The following is a 19,054-nucleotide window of genomic DNA, read 5'->3' as shown; positions in this document are numbered from 1 at the left end:
ATTAGTTTTCCAGCGAATACCTTATTTGATCTAACATTAAAGGGATGTCACCCGAATCGATACCATGCCTTTTTAAGTGTGGGATATCATCGTTAAACGTATCAATAAATTCCTGCAGCGAATGATCTGGTAGCTGAATACTCATTTGGTAGTACGATAGCGCCTCTTTACGTTGTTTTTTACACCAAAGGGTATGCCCAATATTGATGAGGTCGTGCTTGTTCTTTTCAGATACAATAAGCTTGTGATAGTACTTTTCAGCCTGATCAAAATTACCTACTACGAAAGAACACCAGGCAATAGGACGACCTACTTTATTATTTCCTGGATCGAGGTACTCAACTTTAAAGTAATACTTTAATGCTTGTTCAAAATCATTGAGCTCCAACAAGCAATGACCAATAGATACTTGAGTATGTAAATTATCAGGACTCACCTTTTCTGCCTCCTGGTAATAGCCTAATGCCTTCTTTGTCTTCTTCAAATGCCGATAACACAGTGCTATTTTCTTTTTATTCCAAACACTTTGTGCCCCCACCAAATCGGCCTGTAAATAATACTTTAAGGCCTCATCATAATTCTTAAGTTGCTGATGACAGAATGCTATTTTTTGAATGACGTCTGTAGCCTCAGGGCTCTTACTCCTTACAATTTCCATTATCTCCAAGGCATCTTCAAAGTAGTTTTTCTTGAAATAATATTCCCCTATTTCGCGCAATGAATTTGTATCATCAAACAACTGATTGAAGAACCATCGCTTATGAAAATCCATTTTTCGTACAAACACATCATTGAATTGGTGTTTTTGAGGGTGCACCTTCAACAATCGGTATAAATCCTGAATAAATTGATTGCTTGCCACTAATTTTTTATGATTACCCTGCAAGGCCTGCTCATCCTTTTGCATTTCCATCATCTGCTCAATTTCAGCAGAAAACATTTGCCCCATCATCTCCTTTTGCATGCCTGGCATGTGAGGGATACTCAGAATTAAGGAGTATTTATCTGAATTACATAAGAATCGAGAAGCACTCAAACCATCCAATAAAGACTCACTACTAAAAACTTTATCTTCAGAGTGCAAAGCTTCTAACACTTGTGGTTGAGTAGGGTAAAATGGCAGTAACCAGTTGGCTGTTTCATTAAAAAAAGAGAAGTGCTTTAGGTGTTTAAAAGTGGATAGAAATACATCAGCGCCCTCCATTTGCCATTGCGTTAACTCCTCCATCTTATTCATCAGATTAGGCGAATCTTTAAAAACATCTTCCCAGTCTGGATTTTTACCTTCTGCCAGGCTATCGCTTATTAAATTATCAAGATCTAATTTATCAGATAATTTAGGATGTAACTTAACTACTTCAGGCAATATCTCTTCATTCATTTTCTGTGATATCCGCTCGGTCTCACGCGTACGAATCAGCTGAATGGCAATACTTTGCACCAAGGACTGATAAGAACCTTCTTCAATCATCATAAATAATTGAGTATATAACTCGGGATACAAGGGCAAACGTGCATCGTATTTATCTAGGGCTAACAAAAGGGCTGCCATGGCTCTTCCCGCAATCGCATCATCGGGATGTTTGCATAATTCAATTAGGAGCTGCAGATAATCGTATGAAAAAGCACTCATTAACGATAGGTTAATACCGCCGACAAGCACCGCTTTGTAATGAACAGGTATGCCACTCTTAAACATCAAATCGCTAATAAGTTTTTTATCATCGTTATCGATATGCACTTTTCCCCACACATAATTAAACAAATCAACTATTTTACTCTGCAATTCGACACTATTTTCGGCCTGACTATCAACCACTTTTTTCAAATCAATACCACTCCAAATAGAATTGATTTCATCAATCAATTCAGTCATGTTCTTAGCTTGATACTTTTTACGGTGTTCGAATACAACATCACTTGAAAACTTACTCAATAAAACATCAGCAACCTTATCGCCCAAACGATAAACATCACGCACTAAATGGTTATATATTTTTTGCCGCTCTGGGTCTGAAATGCCCTCAACTGTGTATTTTAAAATGTTCTTATAAGTAAACTCAATGTTATAATGGTCGTCAATTAAATCTCCATTTTGAGACTCCACAACCATTGCTCTGATTAAATCAAGACTTTCTTTAATGTTTTTCTTAGCTAAGGCCTGGCAAACATTTGCATGGCTCTTCTTAATCTCCGTAACATTCATCATGATCCGATTATTTATCTGATTCGAATTTCAAAATTACATCAAAACCTGATGTTTTGGAACTACCACTCTGCAATCTGAAGAATAAAACTTTATTTAATTCATATTCCAAAGTAATGGTCTCGGGGGTTATTTCATCATCTTCTGTTTCACCAAAGCCCCGCTGGTAAATAACAAACAAGTCGTTGGTAATGTATTTTCCAACCACAAAAGCTGCACTTTGCCAGTTTTCCGTTGAGTTTACTTCAATCATATCCAACTTAAAGCGCTGGCCAATTGTTGAACTTAAAGACGAGGTAATAACATTGGCCAATACATTAGACCCTACTGAACCAATAATACCATTTTGCCCATCGTAACTTAACTCGTCCATTGTTTTACCAAAAATCATAATTGACACAGCATCCGATTGTGAAATAGGATTATCATCAAGGTAAAACAAAATTCTGGGTTCAGACAAATACTCTGTAACGGATAGCGTTAACTCATGTTTTTCTTTGTCACTACCCCTAAACGTGTAAGAAGCTGATATATCCAGTCTTGGATCGGGCTTCTCTCCCCCCATAAAAGTGATGACCCCTACATCAATATTAAACTTACGACCATATAAAATATAATGACCACGCACAACTTCAACATCGCCAAATAATTCAAAATAATCGGTTGTTTTGGCTATATCAAGATCTCCAGCAATCTCAATATTCATATCGTCACCCTTTAACCATGCACTGCGAGGAATATCAATTCTTAGGCGCCCCTTCAGCTCTTTCATGAACGCTGACTTTTCCTTTTCCTCTATTTCTTCGGCAAGCATATAGCTCGAATCGTTTTGATGAATAGCAACAAGCAGAAGAGGCTCATTTTCATCATATTGAGCTTGCTCATCCGTTTTAATTAAATCCGACAAATTAAACACAGAACGGTTAACCGTAATTCGACCACCAAAAAGAGGATCTTCGCCTTCTTCAGATTTATAATATGGATTACCACTTATATTGATATCAGAATTTTTGTGTTGAATGGCATGAAAATTTTTAATATCGGACTTAATATCGGTTGCGATTAGTTTACCTGAAATCAATGTTGAATCAAATTCAATATAGCCATCAGACGCAAAATAGCCATCTTCAGTCGATATCTTAACGGTGTCTACAAACACTTTATTATCCATAAAACTAACCTGCCCGAACATCTCATTATAGTAAATACCTTGCTTCTGATCGGTAAGCCTACCGTCTTCAATTTTCACCTGTCCAAAAAATTGTGGTTTTGAAAAGGTGCCATTGGCTTCTAGGGTTCCATTAAAAACGCCATTAGCTTCTAAATGACGATATTCTTCAATCTCGGGTAATTCGAAAGCTAAGGAATCAATTTCCACTTCTGCCTTAAAGGTTTCAGGCCCTTTAAAATCGAATTCTCCTTCTTCATTTACATCCAAAAAAAGCGGAACAGCACCATTAAAGTAAAGGCTACTATCTAAATCGGGCAACCAGCCATTTGCCAAGAAAGTGTCATTCTCAAAAAACAACTCTCCGTCAATAGATGGAAGTGCAGCAACTCCATAATGTGGATTCATTATGTTATAACTGCCATTTAAAAAATATGCCCCTGGACTTCCGCTTAAGGCAAAGTCGGCCGATACCTTACCACTGACTGTATCGGCATTGGCAATAAACTTATTGAAGAGGTATAAGTTTAAATGGTTTACATCCAGCGTAAAGTCAGCACTATCTCTCATACTTAGTAAACCATCGAGCTCGAATTTAAAATTATCATCTAAGCTATCATTAAAAGTAAAATGATTAAACTCGATAAAGTTATCATGAATTAATATTTGCTTTGCCGTATCTAGCATGTAAAACCGCGCAAAAGGCAGGTCGATTTGCCCACGATAGACTTTAGCAACTAAAGTATCTCCAAATGCTAATTCAGTATCAATCATTCCATCTAGCGTATCTTCTCGGCTAAACAAAACTTGTGTATTTAGGCGATCCTGACCATAACTATAATTAATTGATACAGTATCAAGCTCTTGTACCGGATTTAGTAAATTATTTAAGCCAATTGTCCCAAAGGAGCTTATAGAATCGGGCTTAAAACGCCCTTCTACTTCGCCATATAGAGTATCGCTATACAATCCAATAGCATTGACATCATAAAGGAATACATTGGCAGAATAATCAAAATCTTTCGCTGTCCCTTTTACTTTCGCATCAATCAATGAATGGTCAAAATCAATATCGGGAATATCCATCCCACTGAGAAAAGGAAAACTTTTGCTTTGCACCACTGCTTCCACCTCAAACCTTTTGGTTTTTAGATGATATTCCCCTGAGCTAACGGCATTATGATCACTCGTTATAATGCCAAGTGTATCTAATTGTAATAATCCATTATTTAAACGCCCTTGCACCAACAAAGAATCAAAACCCACATTATAAATTGTTCCATTGTTTAAGTTGGCTTTGGTTTGAAACTGCCTGTTCCCAGATAAAATGCGAGTGCCTGAAATGCTAATTTGACCATTAACGACTGTGTTTTCCAGGCGGGGCTCTATCGCCTCTAAATCGAGGTTTTGAGTAATAAAATCAGCCGTATAGATGGGAACGTTATACAAGTCGTTAATAACTAACTCTCCATTACTCCTGCTTTGGTTATAAACAAGTAAAACACTCGCATCAACCACATTATTTGCTTGTATCGCATCGAAGTGCAAGGTGTCTGTTACCGTACCATTATAAGACGAATTATTAAATCGTGCCTCTATCCTAAGGTCATCTTTATAGTCCAAAATATCATCTCCAACTATATCCAATGAGCCATTTAAATAGGCACCTGTTCTCTTAATATCAATCCATTCTTCAGGAACAAATTGATTAAATGCAAGAACAGCCTCATACTTAATCTGATTAAGTTCTCCAGCTAGCACTTGAGTTAAATCATATACTATACCTTTCAGACCCAAACTTTTGCTTCCATTAAAAGCATACAAACTGGTATTTAGGGCTGTACCTTCTTTCCCGACACGCACCCTTAAATCGGGTATTGTTTTTATGCCGATACCAGAATACACAGAACTAATATCGTTACTAGCAATTGGCTCAGCCTGTATATTAACATGATAATCTCCTCGATTGGAATAACTACCACTTCCAACTAGCTGGGAGTGGTTCGTTTTAAGCATTAGGCTGTCAAACTCCATATAGCGCCCCATCTTCTTAAATCGAACGCTCACATTCTCTAAATTAACATCAGGAGATTTTGCACTGGTGTGCAAATGGTGCAAATCAACCTCTACATGTTTGTTTTTAAAAAAAGCATCTGCGCTTAATTCGAAATCAGAAAATTGAATGGGTTCAGCTCCATATTTCATTTGATATTTTCCCGCTCCATCAACAATCTCTATGTAACCAAAATCAAGTATTACTGGGAAAAATGGTGTTTTAGTTCGTTCTTTTTTAACCAGTTTATCGAGCACGTACATCAAATGCATCTTGGCGGTATCTTTGTACCACAAATTGAAATGTAGAGAGTGAATATACAAGGTATCAATTCTAATATGCTTGTCTTTTAAATCTATAAGTTGATACTTTACATACAGTGAATCGATATTTGCTACGGTGGAATCTCCCTCTATTAAGGACACATCCGATAAGTGAATCGTTTGGTATAAGTTGCCATTTATTTGTCCAACATCTATATCTCCATTAAACAAGGGGTTGGTTAGTTGTAAAACTTTCACTCGTAATTGCTCGCGAAAAAGACTAGTTTGTGTATAAGCCAACAAACCCACAATCAGTATCAAAATGAAGCTGATGATGAATAATCCATATTTCAATATTTTCTTTATCATACTAAAATGGATTACCAATATTAAAATGTAATTGCCACTTCTTTTCTTCATCAAATATTGGCTTAGCTACATCAATCCCAACAGGGCCAATAGGGGTTTTAAAACGTATACTAACTCCAGCTGCATAGTGTAAATCATCAAGACGATATCCAAATGAATCGTGCCAAACATTACCTGCATCGACAAAAGCAGCAAAAACCAATTTTGGTGCAATCAAATGACGAGACTCAATACTACCTTCTAACAAACTATTACCTCCGGTTGGCACACCCGCATCATCTTTTGGCCCTAATTGAGAACGCGCCCAACCTCTAACAGAATAACTACCCCCGGCATAGAAACGTTCTTCAACAGGAACCAATCCGTCATCATAAACCATTCGGGCATACCCTAATTTGGCTTTAAAGGCAAGTGTTGTGCCTGGCTTTATGCCCCAATATTTCTTATACTCAATTAAACTACGGTAAAATGGTATTGATTCTTCAACAAAAGTGCCATTCCGTTTTATATTAAAGGCAAGGGAAAAACCAGTTACTGGATCAAGACGCGGTTCCCCATTAAAATAGATAAAACCCAGGGCAAAACCAGATTTGCTATAACTATCTGCTCCATCGCTATAATCCGAAATAGTTAGAGTAGGTTCAACAACGGTTGAGTCAGAATTTACCTCCTCAATGTAAAAATTAACCGATGTATTAAATTGTTCTGAAAAATGCTGCAAAAAGGTAAGGTTAACCCCCGTTCGTTCTATTTGATACGACGGCTCATGCTGTTTCATTATAAAGGGATTAACAATAATTGAGTTAAAGGGAAGAATAACAGCTGGCTGGGTAAACTTGTATTGAAAATTATATGGCTCTAAACCTGAATGCTTTGCATATAAACTTGACCGTCCCGTACGCGTTGGAAACCCCAAATATTGTATATCGGCAAATACCCTAAACTTATCTTCGCGACCATATCCAACACCAAAGCGCGAAATCCAACGTGGAGCTTCCTTTAAGACTATAAGGGTAGGGAGAGTATCGGGTTTTTCATCACTTATTAATGTTTTAATAGATGCGACCCTAAACATTCCAATGTTATAAATTTGCTTTTGAGTTTCATCAATCTCATACTTCGACCAAGCATCGCCCTCTTTAAATCGCACTTGCTTCATAACACGCTTAGTTTTAACCCTTTCATTACCTTGCACCATAATAGGCCCAAAATAACAATCTTTACCACTATCAATAAGCCAATTGATATCAGCGGTATTCAAGGAGGTATCAACCGCCATCTTATGCTTTACTTGTGCATAGGCATACCCCATGTTATTAAACTCTTCACCGATAAAGTTTTTGTCTTCATAAAACCACTCATCCCGAAAGCGCTTATTAACTTTCAATTGAGATTGCAATTTGAGTTTTCGTTGTGTTTTTTTAGATAATAATTCTTTCGTTTTAACAACAGAATCAATTGTAAAAAGAATACTGGAAACCTTTATGGGCTCACCCTCATTGATTTTGAAAGTTAATTTAACCTTATTCTTTCGCGTAACTTTAACGATAGGGTCGTTAAAGCTAATGTTTAAAAATCCCTCTTTCTGATAGGCGTAACGTATTCGGTTTAAGTTCTCCTCATATAAAGGTAAGGTATACAGGTCGGCTTCTTTATCAAAAAAGCGTTCATTAAACTTGCTTGAGGCTTCAATATTAATTTCTTCCTTTAACTTAGATCCACTTATAGCACTATTCCCACTAAATGATATTTTCCTAATTTTCAATAACTCCTGAGCATTAGCAGTTATTGAAAGTAGAGAAAGTAATATGAGTAGTAATCTAGTTTTCAAGGATTGGCATTTCGATAAAAATATAATTTACAGTAATAAAATGAAAACCAACCTTCTTATTCAAATAAAAGTTGATAAGGTCGTGAAATTGATGATTCCAATTGTTCAATTGAAAGGTTACGTGCAAAGCGATAGTATTCCTTTCCTTCGAAAAACACCAAAATAGTTGGGGCAGTAAAAACCTGATGATCAGCAGCTACAGATGGCTCTAATTCAATATCTACATACTCAAATTTCACTTTTGGAAATTTCGCTTTCAACAACTCTTCAATTTTGGGCTTTAAAACCTTACAAACAGAACAACGTTGGTGTGAAAAGTATTTCAATTCGGCTAAGTTCATCTTTTTACATTTATTTGGTACGCTCAATAAGAACCGTTGCATAGGCAGCTATGCCAGCTTGTTGCCCAACAAAGCCTAACTTCTCAGTTGTTGTAGCTTTAATGGCTATGTCATCAATTTCAATACCCATTACATTGGCCAATGTAATTTGCATTTCAGGAATCAAGTTCTTCAACTTTGGTCGTTCCAATGCAATGGTACTATCTACATTACCTATCTCATAACCTGCACCTTGCACTATCTCAACTGTTTTTTTCAATAACACTTTGCTATCGATTCCTTTCAACTCAGCATCCGTATCGGGGAAATGGAAACCAATATCGCGCTTATTGGCAGCTCCTAGTAAGGCATCACAAATCGCGTGAATCAATACATCTCCATCAGAGTGTCCTATACTTCCTTTTGTGTGTTCAACTTTAATCCCGCCAATCCACAACTCTTCTCCCTCGCCTAATTGATGAACATCATACCCAAAACCTACTCTTATCTTCATATGATTATAATTTACTTTCATTTGCTTTACGGAACTCGCCAGTTTTGTCATTCTACTGTATGACAAATTACTCTTATGAATCGTCTCATGAAATTCAATATCCTTTCAAATTTTAAATAAACTTGATAGGTGACTATCAGGACAAATTCAATTGACACTAACAAAAAAAAAGACCTTAAGGAAATTCCTTAAGGTCTTTTCAAATATAATGAATATTGTTGTTATCGCATATCACTTAAATCAAATGACAAAGAAAAACGCATTGTATTACCCAATGGGTTATTCTGCACCAATGGAATAATATATGAAGCATCTAAGGTAAACATGTTAAATTTCAGACCAGCACCTGCTGATGCAAACTTTCGGTTACCTTGATTCTCATGCTCATGAAAGTATCCTGCACGTAAAGCAAACTGCTTATTATACCAATACTCTAAACCTGCCGAAATAGTAATCTCTTGGAGTTCTTGCTGAAAACCACCTGGCGCATCACTAAACGAGCCAAAAACTGCAGCAGGCACCGACTTATCTTTATTAGGATCTACCCAATCTTCATCAGCATCATCAGGTCTAATTTGGTTCGATGGCACTAGTAGTTTATTAAAATCTAGATTAAATGCAATTGCATTGTAACGATCCAACTCCATTTGATAACCTGCTCCTATTTTTAAATTAGTTGGAATATATTCCTTATTAATTCCATCGTAGCTAATTTTTGAACCAATGTTAGAGATGTTAATACCAGCACTAATCTCAGCATCCTTACGATCAACTCGTAATGGCTGCTTAAAGTAAAAACCAATATCGGCAGCAAAGGCATTACCTGCTTCCAAATCACCACCTCCGTTTGAATAGCCATTGGTCAAATCTGATCTAATATAACGAAAGACTACTGCACCAGAAAACTTATCAGATAAAACACGTGAATAGGCTGCATCAAGCGCAAACTCATTAGGTTTACCACTGTACATGATGTTTCCACTTTCATCGGTAAAATCAATATTACCAAGTGAAAAATAACGTAATGAGGCACTTACTGTTTGCATCTTATCTAAACGATAATAAAACGATGCATAATACATGTTTATATCGTTAACCAACTTACGCAACCATGGTGTAAAAGATATCGCCACACCCATTTCGCCATCGATAAATGCATATTTTGCAGGATTTAGATGCTGCGAATTCATATCTGGTGAGGAGGCAACTCCAGCATCGGCCATACCACCCGAACGTGAATCTGGATTAATATTTAAAAAAGGTGCTGCTGTGGTAATAGCATTGTTGCCATCACTTTGGGCACTTATTACATTCCAACACATTACAAAAGCCAAAACAAGGCTTATCTTCATAAATGTTTGCTTCATTTTCTGATCCATTATATAATACTTTCTTCGTCAAAAACTATCGTTAAGATTTAGGCAAGTAATTAAAGAACTGCAAAAGTCTACTTTTATTATCTAACTACAAGTATTTTTTTTGAGAATCTTCCAATTTGGTTTTCCGGAGATTTAATTTCACACTGCAGAATATATAAACCTTTTTGCAAGTTACCCGGAGTCCATTCAATTGGATTAATGGCGTTTCCTATGGCTGGCTGCTGTATTTCATATTGTTCTATTAAACGACCACTCAGACTATAGACGGCATATGTTACATCAAGCAACATATTGGGTGCATCGTGCTCAAAGTATATTTTGGTGCTTATACCTGGTTCAACAGGATTCGGGTATACTGAAGCATTTTCTATTTTTAATGCGCCATCTAAATGCACCTCAAAACTAAGTGAAGCAACTGATGAATTATTAAGGTTATCCCACGCTTTAAGTTCCAAGGTGTGTTTACCTTCGGCCAACTGTGGCAATTGATATACAAGTCGTCCGCTTTTAAAGCTATTCTTATCACTTTGATAATAACTATTAAGCATTTTAGGAAGAGAGCGTTGATCGTCGATGACAAGCGTAATATCGTGGCCAATTCCAACGCCACTAATATTAACCCCGCTTTCATCGTGAAATTCGGCATGCAATACCGGCTGCGAACCTGTTATATCACCATCAACAAAACTTGGATCATTTAACCACATAGTAATTGTTGGCCCTTCCGTATCGTGGGGTGGGTTATCTGATACATCTCCTATCAAAACCTCATTATCGGCACCAAAATATTCTCTTCCACTTTCATCAAACGCATAATAGCTTACACGCCCCTCGCCAACATTATAACGAATATCCTTCGGCACAATAAATGATGCTAAAAAATGCTGCCCATCCGTATCAAGCACTCCGTTATATATTTGATTTTGATAGACCTGATAACTAAAAGGTACCGCCCCTTTATTACCTAAAGTCTTCACAGTAATTGGCTTATCATACACTACCATGGACACCTCAGAATTTGTAGAAGTAGAACCAAGAATCTCCCCTTCTACATCGGCAATTGACAAAGCTTTAATCGGCTCTCTTTGTTCTGGATCTTCAACACCATTAATACTTTTGGTATTAATTTCACCTGTTGGGTAAATTAATTGCAAAGCAGGGTCACCTAACAATGTAAAATTCAACTTATTTACACTATTACCAATCGCATTTTTGGTTTCCATTATCACCTCGCCCAAACGCACTTTTTCACCACTCTCGGTTTTTTGAAAAATATTTTTGTAGAAACTTTTATTAATCTGATAATTCTCATAAGACCATGCAATACGAGTAGTAGTTAACAACGACACACCTCCACCAAGTGACGAAAGAACAACCCACTCTCCTGCTGATGTTTCATGAAAATTATCAAATCGACTAAACTCGCAAGTAGCGGTTACAAATACAGGCAGTCGATCCATATTTGTGAATGATTTAATGGCTGTAATATCCAATACATTTTCATGAGCCAACTGCCTTTCACTTCCGTGCCCGGTGTAGTTAAAAAGCAAGGTCCCATCAGTGATACATTTTTTAATTTCAGCATTTACATCCGGATACTTATCACCCGATGATGTTGTTGTGATCGGGTATGCATCAAAGTATATTTTATCGTGGTTGAATGATGGATGATCATTATACACCTGTGTTGACAAGCCATCAGCCTGTGACATATGAAGATTAGAGTCTCCATCATCAGCCAGGAAAGTTATTTTTGTTTTCCATGGCCCTACTGCACTTGAGTTAAGATACGTATCCACTTTATCAACCATCACTTTGGCTTGCTCGGTATCACTCACAGGAAATCGACCTATACCAATGTCGAGCTTATCATACAAGATGTTATTCCCTTCATTATCATCTAAACATCCAAAAAAATCATCTGTGACGTAGGAATTTTTAATATTTATTGAATTATCTGACTGATAAGTCAATATGTAGTTCGTATTTTCTTCACTGTTTGTACGATTATCAAAAGAACCATCACCAAACAAAAGCATATATTTAAACTTCGCATCCTTTTTATAAAGGTAGCGGGCATAATCACGTATAGCACTGATATCTGGAGACCCTGATGAGAACTCATTATAAATTTGATAAGGAAAAACTATTTCAGAATGTAGCCCTGAGTGTTCCTGATGGATCGTTGCTAAGCGACGTGCTTCATCTTCGAATAGTGGATGAGCTACAATAAGCATATCAGGAACTGGCAACGCTCGTATGTTCTGATTTTCCAATGTTTCTTCAAATTGAGGTTGTGGCAAACTAGCTGATTTATCAAAAACAACAAATTCACAAAGCTCATCGGTTAAATAGGTAAATCCATCTACTCCAGCATAATCTTCAATGGTAATTTCGCGGGGCTCAACACAGTCACTAACATCCCAAAGCAACACATTACTATTAACTCCATCGATATAAAAACGCGTTGATAAACCGGCTCCATATAAATCTGCATTACGAAAACTTAATTGATCACTTACCTTAATAGTTTCTTTGACATTTAAACAAATAGAGCTAAGCCACCCACTTGCTCCATTAGAACTTGAATTATATTTTAGATTGACATCAAAAGCATTATTGATAGGTGAAAAAGTACCAAAGGCAATTCCTTCATTAGCAAATGCACCCACTTGATTACCATAATCTACTTTGGTAATATTTATATTCTGAATCACCGCTCCGTCTACGATCGTTTCGTAATATGAGTTAACATTACTACGTGCAATAACATGCGTTAGAATCTTCACATCACTATCGAATGTTTTATTCTCGAAATTAAACGAGTATGTCCTTGTTTTACCTGGATCGGACCTTAAACCGTACCACTCAATTCCTGATTTTAAGAGGTTTTGATTTTCCAACTCATAAAAATGATAGGAATCAAATTCATTGGTTTCTGCATTAAAGGTATCTCTCATTTTATCACTAAGAGCAACTCTTTTTCCAATTCCATTCTCTTCAGATAAAAAATAGTAGGCCTCATCGGTGTAATCGTGTAAACGGTGTTCAAACATTTTACGCTGGCTGTTATATTGCCAGGCGGTAGAACCTTGGGCATAAAAGTATATGGCATTACCAGAATGAAGCACGGCATTTTCAACCACATCCTCATGTCGAAAAGCTGTATTTGATCGTGGCAACATATTTCCACCATTACCAAACACATTAACAGCTTCAGGCTTTGAAAACCCCCAACTTGTTAATTGTGAATATGGTATTTTATGCACCCCTGTTTCACCCACTTTAATTTTAACCCATTTACCCTGCGCCAGCACAGAGCTTTCCAATGATGCTTTATTGCTTTTGAGTATAGAAACCGCTTGCTTTTTTGCCATCGTAACGGCATATTCTACATTCGTAATTTTACGATAACGCTGTTCCAATTCATCAAACACAATCGGCAACCATTCCAATTGCAAATAGTTTTCTCCACGTATACATGAAATTGTTTGCGTTACAACAGTTAAGTCAAGCGGATTAAAATTTGCCAAAGCTGCCAATTGCATATCCGAATCGATCGCAATACTTTCAAAGGAATAAGCTACTTTAATAGAGTCAATATTTACATCAGCTCCCAATGGTATAATCGTTAACCTCATTGGTAGTTGTGTCACATCGTGCACGCCTTCATATTCCTCAAGAACAAAAGGGCGCATCCCCTCATTATTAACATCCACCCATTTAAAAACGAGATCGCCTTTTATACCTTCAGCAGATAAACCTAAGTGACAACAAAATATGAGAATTATATATAGTAATCTTTTCATTCCTTATTTTCCCTTATAACAAACGCTATAAAAGCGCTCACAACAACTATTACACTATCAATTATACTACGAATACGCCTAAAAGTTCATCAAAAAACATAAAAATAGGCTCTTCTGTACAAGAAATTTATATTTTTAACGTTTTGAATCTTGAAAAATTGCCTAATCGTATTGGGCAAGCATTAAAAAAAAGACTGAAATAGAAGCTTAGGTATAACCTTTTTATATTTTTGCAGTATAAAGTAGACAGTTGCCCAATAACGATGAGCAACTCTGGAGTTCGTAAATAATTGATAAATAGAATACAATATCAAAGTGCTATGAGATTAAATACCGCAGTTATTTTAGCTGTTTTAGCTTTTAGCTTACTAGGCTTATCGTCATGTAGTAAGGGCGGAGGAAACAAAACTGTTTCTTCGGCAACAGGTTGGGAGTATAACAACCCTGACAATGGTGGATTTGAGTATAAGTCGGGCTATGAGCAAGAAACAGGACCTGGATTAATTTTTATTGAGGGTGGTACATTTATTATGGGTCGTGTGGAACAAGATGTTTTATACGAATGGAATAATGCCCCACGCAGAGTAACCGTTCCTTCATTTTACATGGATGAGTCGGAAGTTAGAAACATTGACTATTTGGAATACCTTTTTTGGGTCCAGCGTGTTTATGTTGATTATCCAGAGGTGTACCGAAAAGCACTACCTGACACATTGGTTTGGCGTCGTCCGATGGCCTACAATGAGCCAATGATAGAAAACTACTTACGTCACCCAGCATATGCTGATTACCCGGTAGTTGGTGTTAGTCATGTTCAAGCGCAAGATTATTGCAAATGGCGTACTGACCGTGTTAATGAAATGATTTTAGTGGATGAAGGCATTATGGAATTTGATGTAAATCAGATTGGAGAAAATAACTTCAACACCGAAGCATATTTATATGGGCAATACGAAGGTATTCAAGGAAAAAACCCAGTTGAAGACTTGAATCCAAACAACGATACACGTAGAGTACGTTGGGATGATGGTATATTATTACCTCGCTACCGCCTACCAACAGAAGCCGAATGGGAATACGCTGCACTTGGTTTAATTGGCAACTCATACGATGAGCGCATGACCAATCGTCGTATTTACCCTTGGGATGGACACATCACACGTAATGCTGATAAAAATGAACGTGGCAAAATGATGGCTAACTTCGTTAGAGGTGCTGGTGATATGATGGGTATGGCTGGTAACCTTAATGATGGTGGAGACATCACTGTTCAGGTAAAATCATATTATCCGAACGATTACGGTTTATATTGTATGGCTGGTAATGTTAACGAGTGGGTTGCTGATGTTTATCGTCCTTTATCTTTTGAAGATGTTGAGGAGTTTAGCCCATATCGAGGTAACGTATTCCAACAAAAAGTTTTGGATGAAGAAGGATATATCGTAGAAAAAGATAGCCTTGGACGCATTCGTTACCGCAACGAGGAAGACAAAGACATCCTTAATCGTAAAAACTATAGAACAGCCGATAACCGTAACTTCGCAGATGGTGACGCCACCTCTAATGCAGCTAACGGTACTGACTGGAATGATGGTGACTACAACACAGGTAACATGTATGCCGGATCGCCAAACAGCAGCTTGGGTAGCTTGGTATCTGACCGCTCAAGAGTATACAAAGGTGGTGGTTGGAGAGACCGTGCTTATTGGTTAGCTCCTGGTGCTCGTCGTTACTTAGACGAGAGAGAGAGTCGTGACGACTTAGGTTTCCGATGTGCAATGACTCGTGTAGGAAGTCCTGTAAGCAATGCAAAAAAATAATTCTTATAGCAGAATATTATCAAGAGGCTAGCTTTTTAAGTTAGCCTCTTTTTTTATTTTTGTTTTCGAGAACAGATCGTATCAAACAACAAAGACACAACAATGAGTCAAATTGCAGCCATTCATCAAGCCTTTTTATCTTGCTCTAAAGTATCAACCGATAGCAGAGGAGATAACACCAATGCACTTTTTATCGCCTTAAAAGGAGACAATTTTGACGGCAATAAATATGCTCTTGATGTATTGAACAAGGGTGCTGCCTTTGCCATTGTTAGCGACCCTGCTTTGGCTGCTAATAAAAATACATTCATTGTTGATGACACTTTACAAACGCTTCAGGAGTTGGCCAACTTTCATCGACGATACCTCGAAATACCCATCGTTGCAATTACCGGAACTAACGGAAAAACAACAACAAAAGAGCTTGTGGCGGCAGTGCTAGCAAAGAAATTTAACATCAAAGCTACATCTGGTAATTTCAACAATCATATTGGGGTGCCTCTTACCCTATTGAGCATGGATAAATCGTTAGACATAGGCATTGTTGAGATGGGAGCTAATCACGTTGGTGAAATTGAATTACTTTGTAAAATTGCTGAACCAAACTATGGACTCATAACAAATGTTGGGAAAGCACACCTGGAGGGATTTGGCTCATTCGAAGGTGTTAAAACGGCTAAGGGAGAACTTTACCAATACCTTAAAAATAACAACGGTTTTTTGTTTATCAACAAAGATAATGAGTACCTACAAGAAATGGCCAATACAATATCCAACAGGACAGAGTATGGTATAGAGAGCGGCTCCATCAAGGGACATATAACCAACAATAATCCATTTATTGAGTTGGAGTGGCAAACAGTAGATAACACAAAAAAACAAGCTAGCACACAACTAATTGGCGACTACAACCTTGAAAATATACTATCAGCTATTTGCATTGGACACCATTTAGGTGTTTCTACAAACGACATTAACAAGGCCATTCAAGACTATACGCCAACAAACAATCGCTCACAATTTATTCAGTCGGATAGCAACCAAATTATCATGGATGCCTACAATGCTAATCCATCGAGCATGCAGGTAGCCATACAGAACTTCGCCAACATTGAAGCCAACAACAAAGTTCTTATTTTAGGAGGTATGAAAGAATTGGGCGATGACTGCATAAGCGAGCACAAAAAACTGATTTCTCAAATTAGCAACTTACAATTTGATAAAGCAATGTTGATAGGGCAAGAGTTCGATAAGCTATCCATCGACACATCAAACATTGAGCATTTCACTGATAATGAAAGCTTAATTTCAAGAATTAAAAAAAGTCCATTCCAAAATTCATACATCTTAATTAAAGGATCGAGGAGTAATAAATTAGAGGAGATACTGGAATATATTTAGAAGTGCCTTAACTGACTAAAGCGACGAATACCCTTTATGTAATAGTCCCAAATTATACTGCGCGGATAGATTTCTTTGTGCTTTCCTTTAGGCCTCCATTCAGCCGTTAATTTACGCTGACTAATTACTTTAGGTAATCGAGCATAAAAACTAAAATGCGCCTTTAAAACAGCCGTAAAGAACTTTAACTCGCCTTTCAGAATAAAGTGTAGACCAGCCACACCATCTAAAACCATGCGCATAAAAACAATGGGTAGAACGATATTTCCTGGCAGGTTTTTCACTAACATCAATAGGTTGTTGCGGAAATTCAAATACGTTTTATGCGAACTTTGCTGACTCAGCGTTGCTCCACCAACATGCAACACTTCCGACGATGGTATAACCTGAATATCATATCCCATGTTGCGGATTCTCCAACATAAATCAATCTCTTCCATGTGAGCAAAAAAACTGGCATCCAAACCTCCAGATTTTTTATACAGTTGGGCATTTATCATTAAAGCAGCACCACTAGCCCAAAAGACAGACATAGGCTCGTTGTATTGCTCATTATCCTCCTCTATGCTATCAAGTATGCGCCCACGGCAAAAAGGATAACCAAAGATGTCAATAAAACCTCCTGATGCGCCCGCATACTCAAAGCTCTGCGGCACATGATAAGCTCTAATTTTAGGCATGCATGCCCCAAGCTTATCATTTTCTTCCATTGCCTTTATCAAAGGAGCTAACCAATTGGTTTCTGGTGCCACATCACTATTAAGCAATACATAATAGTCAGCGTCAAGCTCTTGTAATGCCTTATTATACCCTCCGGCAAATCCATAGTTCTTATCCAACTCAATTATCCGAATCATTGGATAGTGCTCATTCAAAAAGTTCACACTCTCATCTGTCGATGCATTATCAGCCACAATAACATCAACATCAGGAATATTCGAATGCTTGACCACAATTGGTAAAAACTTCTCTAGCAAAGCTCTACCATTCCAATTAAGGATAACAACAGCCGTTTTTGACATCTTATGCGTTGGGTTTAGTATTTAATTCTCTCACTTCAGAGTATTTCCATCGTTTATGTGACCATAACCAATCTTCTGGTCGCTCCTTAATAATACCTTCTAAGCATTTCAAGTGAATTTCAGTCACTTCATAATCTTCTGTTAACTCAGGCTTTTCGACTAAAGGAATAACTTCAATTTCGTAGTAACTGCGCTTTAAACGCGTCATTTTTAAAAATACAACTGGCGACTTTAATGCTTTAGCCATTTTTTCTGGCCCTAACAAAACGGCCGTGTTCTGATTTAAAAATTCGGTCCAATATTGGATTTTATTTTTATCGGGCGATTGATCAGCAATTAATCCAATTAAAAAACGTTGATCTTTTCGTTTTAGCTTTACAATCTCACGCATGGTATCGCGCATGGTAAAATTAAGGTTACCCCATTTCTCACGAAGCTTTAACATGTACTTATCAAACTCAACATTAACCAAGGGACGATAAGTAGCACACGCCAAATGTTTGGTATGTAAGTTTAAAGATGGTACCCACTCCCAACAGGAATAATGCCCCATAACACCAATCGCATCTTTCCCCTCATCAGCCAATTTATTCAGATACTCCACATTTTTCACCCTCACATGCTTGCGCATCTGCTTCTCACTAATGGTCTGTAGCTTTATAGTTTCAATCATACTATCACAAAATCCTTTATAGAATTTCAGTCTAATATTTCTAATCTCATCCTTCGATTTATCAGGGAAAGCATAGCGTAGATTTTCATTGATCACAGCTCTTCTATAACCGATCAAACGAATTACATGATAGAGTATATCGGAAAAGATATAGAGCATAAAAAACGGCTGTAGACTAAACAACCATAAGAACCCAAGCGCAATATAATTACCAATTTTCTGCATG

Annotated in this window: 11 protein-coding genes; 2 read left to right on the top strand and 9 right to left on the bottom strand. The window is 37.2% G+C overall.

Annotation, left to right across the window (positions count from 1 at the left end):
• Position 1: 1 nt before the first annotated feature.
• The 7 genes from FNN09_RS16905 to porU all read right to left on the bottom strand — a co-directional run bounded on the left by FNN09_RS16905 (position 2) and on the right by porU (position 13,912).
• Positions 2 to 2,209: a lipopolysaccharide assembly protein LapB gene (locus FNN09_RS16905; protein WP_143303659.1), complete on the bottom strand. Its 2,208-nt coding sequence runs from the start codon at positions 2,207 to 2,209 to the stop codon at positions 2 to 4.
• A 7-nt stretch (positions 2,210 to 2,216) separates the two neighbouring features.
• Positions 2,217 to 6,059, bottom strand: a complete 3,843-nt coding sequence (locus FNN09_RS16900) for a translocation/assembly module TamB domain-containing protein (RefSeq protein ID WP_221932524.1) — start codon at positions 6,057 to 6,059, stop codon at positions 2,217 to 2,219.
• 1 nt (position 6,060) lies between these two features.
• Complete coding sequence (locus FNN09_RS16895; RefSeq protein WP_143303657.1) at positions 6,061 to 7,890, bottom strand: outer membrane protein assembly factor; 1,830 nt, start codon at positions 7,888 to 7,890, stop codon at positions 6,061 to 6,063.
• Between the two features lie 56 nt (positions 7,891 to 7,946).
• Complete coding sequence (locus FNN09_RS16890) at positions 7,947 to 8,231, bottom strand: co-chaperone YbbN (RefSeq protein WP_255434152.1); 285 nt, start codon at positions 8,229 to 8,231, stop codon at positions 7,947 to 7,949.
• Between the two features lie 10 nt (positions 8,232 to 8,241).
• Positions 8,242 to 8,724 (bottom strand): 2-C-methyl-D-erythritol 2,4-cyclodiphosphate synthase, encoded by a 483-nt coding sequence (gene ispF / locus FNN09_RS16885; RefSeq protein WP_143303655.1) that lies wholly within the window; start codon positions 8,722 to 8,724, stop codon positions 8,242 to 8,244.
• 221 nt (positions 8,725 to 8,945) lie between these two features.
• Positions 8,946 to 10,091 (bottom strand): type IX secretion system outer membrane channel protein PorV, encoded by a 1,146-nt coding sequence (porV, locus tag FNN09_RS16880; RefSeq protein WP_143303654.1) that lies wholly within the window; start codon positions 10,089 to 10,091, stop codon positions 8,946 to 8,948.
• Between the two features lie 89 nt (positions 10,092 to 10,180).
• Entirely contained in the window at positions 10,181 to 13,912 is a 3,732-nt protein-coding gene (gene porU / locus FNN09_RS16875; RefSeq protein ID WP_143303653.1) for a type IX secretion system sortase PorU, read from the bottom strand.
• 320 nt (positions 13,913 to 14,232) lie between these two features.
• Here porU and gldJ point away from each other — a divergent pair, with 320 nt between their 5' ends.
• Both gldJ and murF read left to right on the top strand, forming a co-directional pair.
• Positions 14,233 to 15,732, top strand: a complete 1,500-nt coding sequence (gldJ, locus tag FNN09_RS16870; RefSeq protein WP_143303652.1) for a gliding motility lipoprotein GldJ — start codon at positions 14,233 to 14,235, stop codon at positions 15,730 to 15,732.
• Between the two features lie 102 nt (positions 15,733 to 15,834).
• Positions 15,835 to 17,133 carry a UDP-N-acetylmuramoyl-tripeptide--D-alanyl-D-alanine ligase gene (gene murF / locus FNN09_RS16865; protein WP_143303651.1) on the top strand — a complete coding sequence of 433 codons (1,299 nt, stop codon included), beginning with the start codon at positions 15,835 to 15,837 and terminating at the stop codon, positions 17,131 to 17,133.
• On the opposite strand, the gene FNN09_RS16860 is transcribed toward murF, so the two are convergent.
• Positions 17,130 to 18,155 carry a glycosyltransferase family 2 protein gene (locus FNN09_RS16860; RefSeq protein WP_143303650.1) on the bottom strand — a complete coding sequence of 342 codons (1,026 nt, stop codon included), beginning with the start codon at positions 18,153 to 18,155 and terminating at the stop codon, positions 17,130 to 17,132. The genes murF and FNN09_RS16860 overlap by 4 nt on opposite strands.
• A gap of 1 nt (position 18,156) precedes the next feature.
• Entirely contained in the window at positions 18,157 to 19,053 is an 897-nt protein-coding gene (locus tag FNN09_RS16855; protein ID WP_143303649.1) for a lysophospholipid acyltransferase family protein, read from the bottom strand.
• Position 19,054 lies beyond the last annotated feature (1 nt).

The sequence above is a fragment of the Carboxylicivirga sp. M1479 genome (assembly GCF_007097485.1).
Taxonomy (GTDB): Bacteria; Bacteroidota; Bacteroidia; order Bacteroidales; family Marinilabiliaceae; genus Carboxylicivirga.
The sequence above is the reverse complement of the archived record's forward strand: the minus strand, read 5'-3'. Positions and strand labels throughout refer to the sequence as shown.

Excerpts from the sequence above, each read along its gene's own strand:
- FNN09_RS16900 (WP_221932524.1), bottom strand. The coding sequence starts at position 6,059 with ATGATAAAGAAAATATTGAAATATGGATTATTCATCATCAGCTTCATT.
- porV (WP_143303654.1), bottom strand. The coding sequence starts at position 10,091 with ATGAAGCAAACATTTATGAAGATAAGCCTTGTTTTGGCTTTTGTAATG.
- FNN09_RS16860 (WP_143303650.1), bottom strand. The coding sequence starts at position 18,155 with ATGTCAAAAACGGCTGTTGTTATCCTTAATTGGAATGGTAGAGCTTTG.
- murF (WP_143303651.1), top strand. The coding sequence starts at position 15,835 with ATGAGTCAAATTGCAGCCATTCATCAAGCCTTTTTATCTTGCTCTAAA.
- porU (WP_143303653.1), bottom strand. The coding sequence starts at position 13,912 with ATGAAAAGATTACTATATATAATTCTCATATTTTGTTGTCACTTAGGT.
- FNN09_RS16855 (WP_143303649.1), bottom strand. The coding sequence starts at position 19,053 with ATGCAGAAAATTGGTAATTATATTGCGCTTGGGTTCTTATGGTTGTTT.
- FNN09_RS16890 (WP_255434152.1), bottom strand. The coding sequence starts at position 8,231 with ATGAACTTAGCCGAATTGAAATACTTTTCACACCAACGTTGTTCTGTT.
- gldJ (WP_143303652.1), top strand. The coding sequence starts at position 14,233 with ATGAGATTAAATACCGCAGTTATTTTAGCTGTTTTAGCTTTTAGCTTA.
- ispF (WP_143303655.1), bottom strand. The coding sequence starts at position 8,724 with ATGAAGATAAGAGTAGGTTTTGGGTATGATGTTCATCAATTAGGCGAG.
- FNN09_RS16905 (WP_143303659.1), bottom strand. The coding sequence starts at position 2,209 with ATGATGAATGTTACGGAGATTAAGAAGAGCCATGCAAATGTTTGCCAG.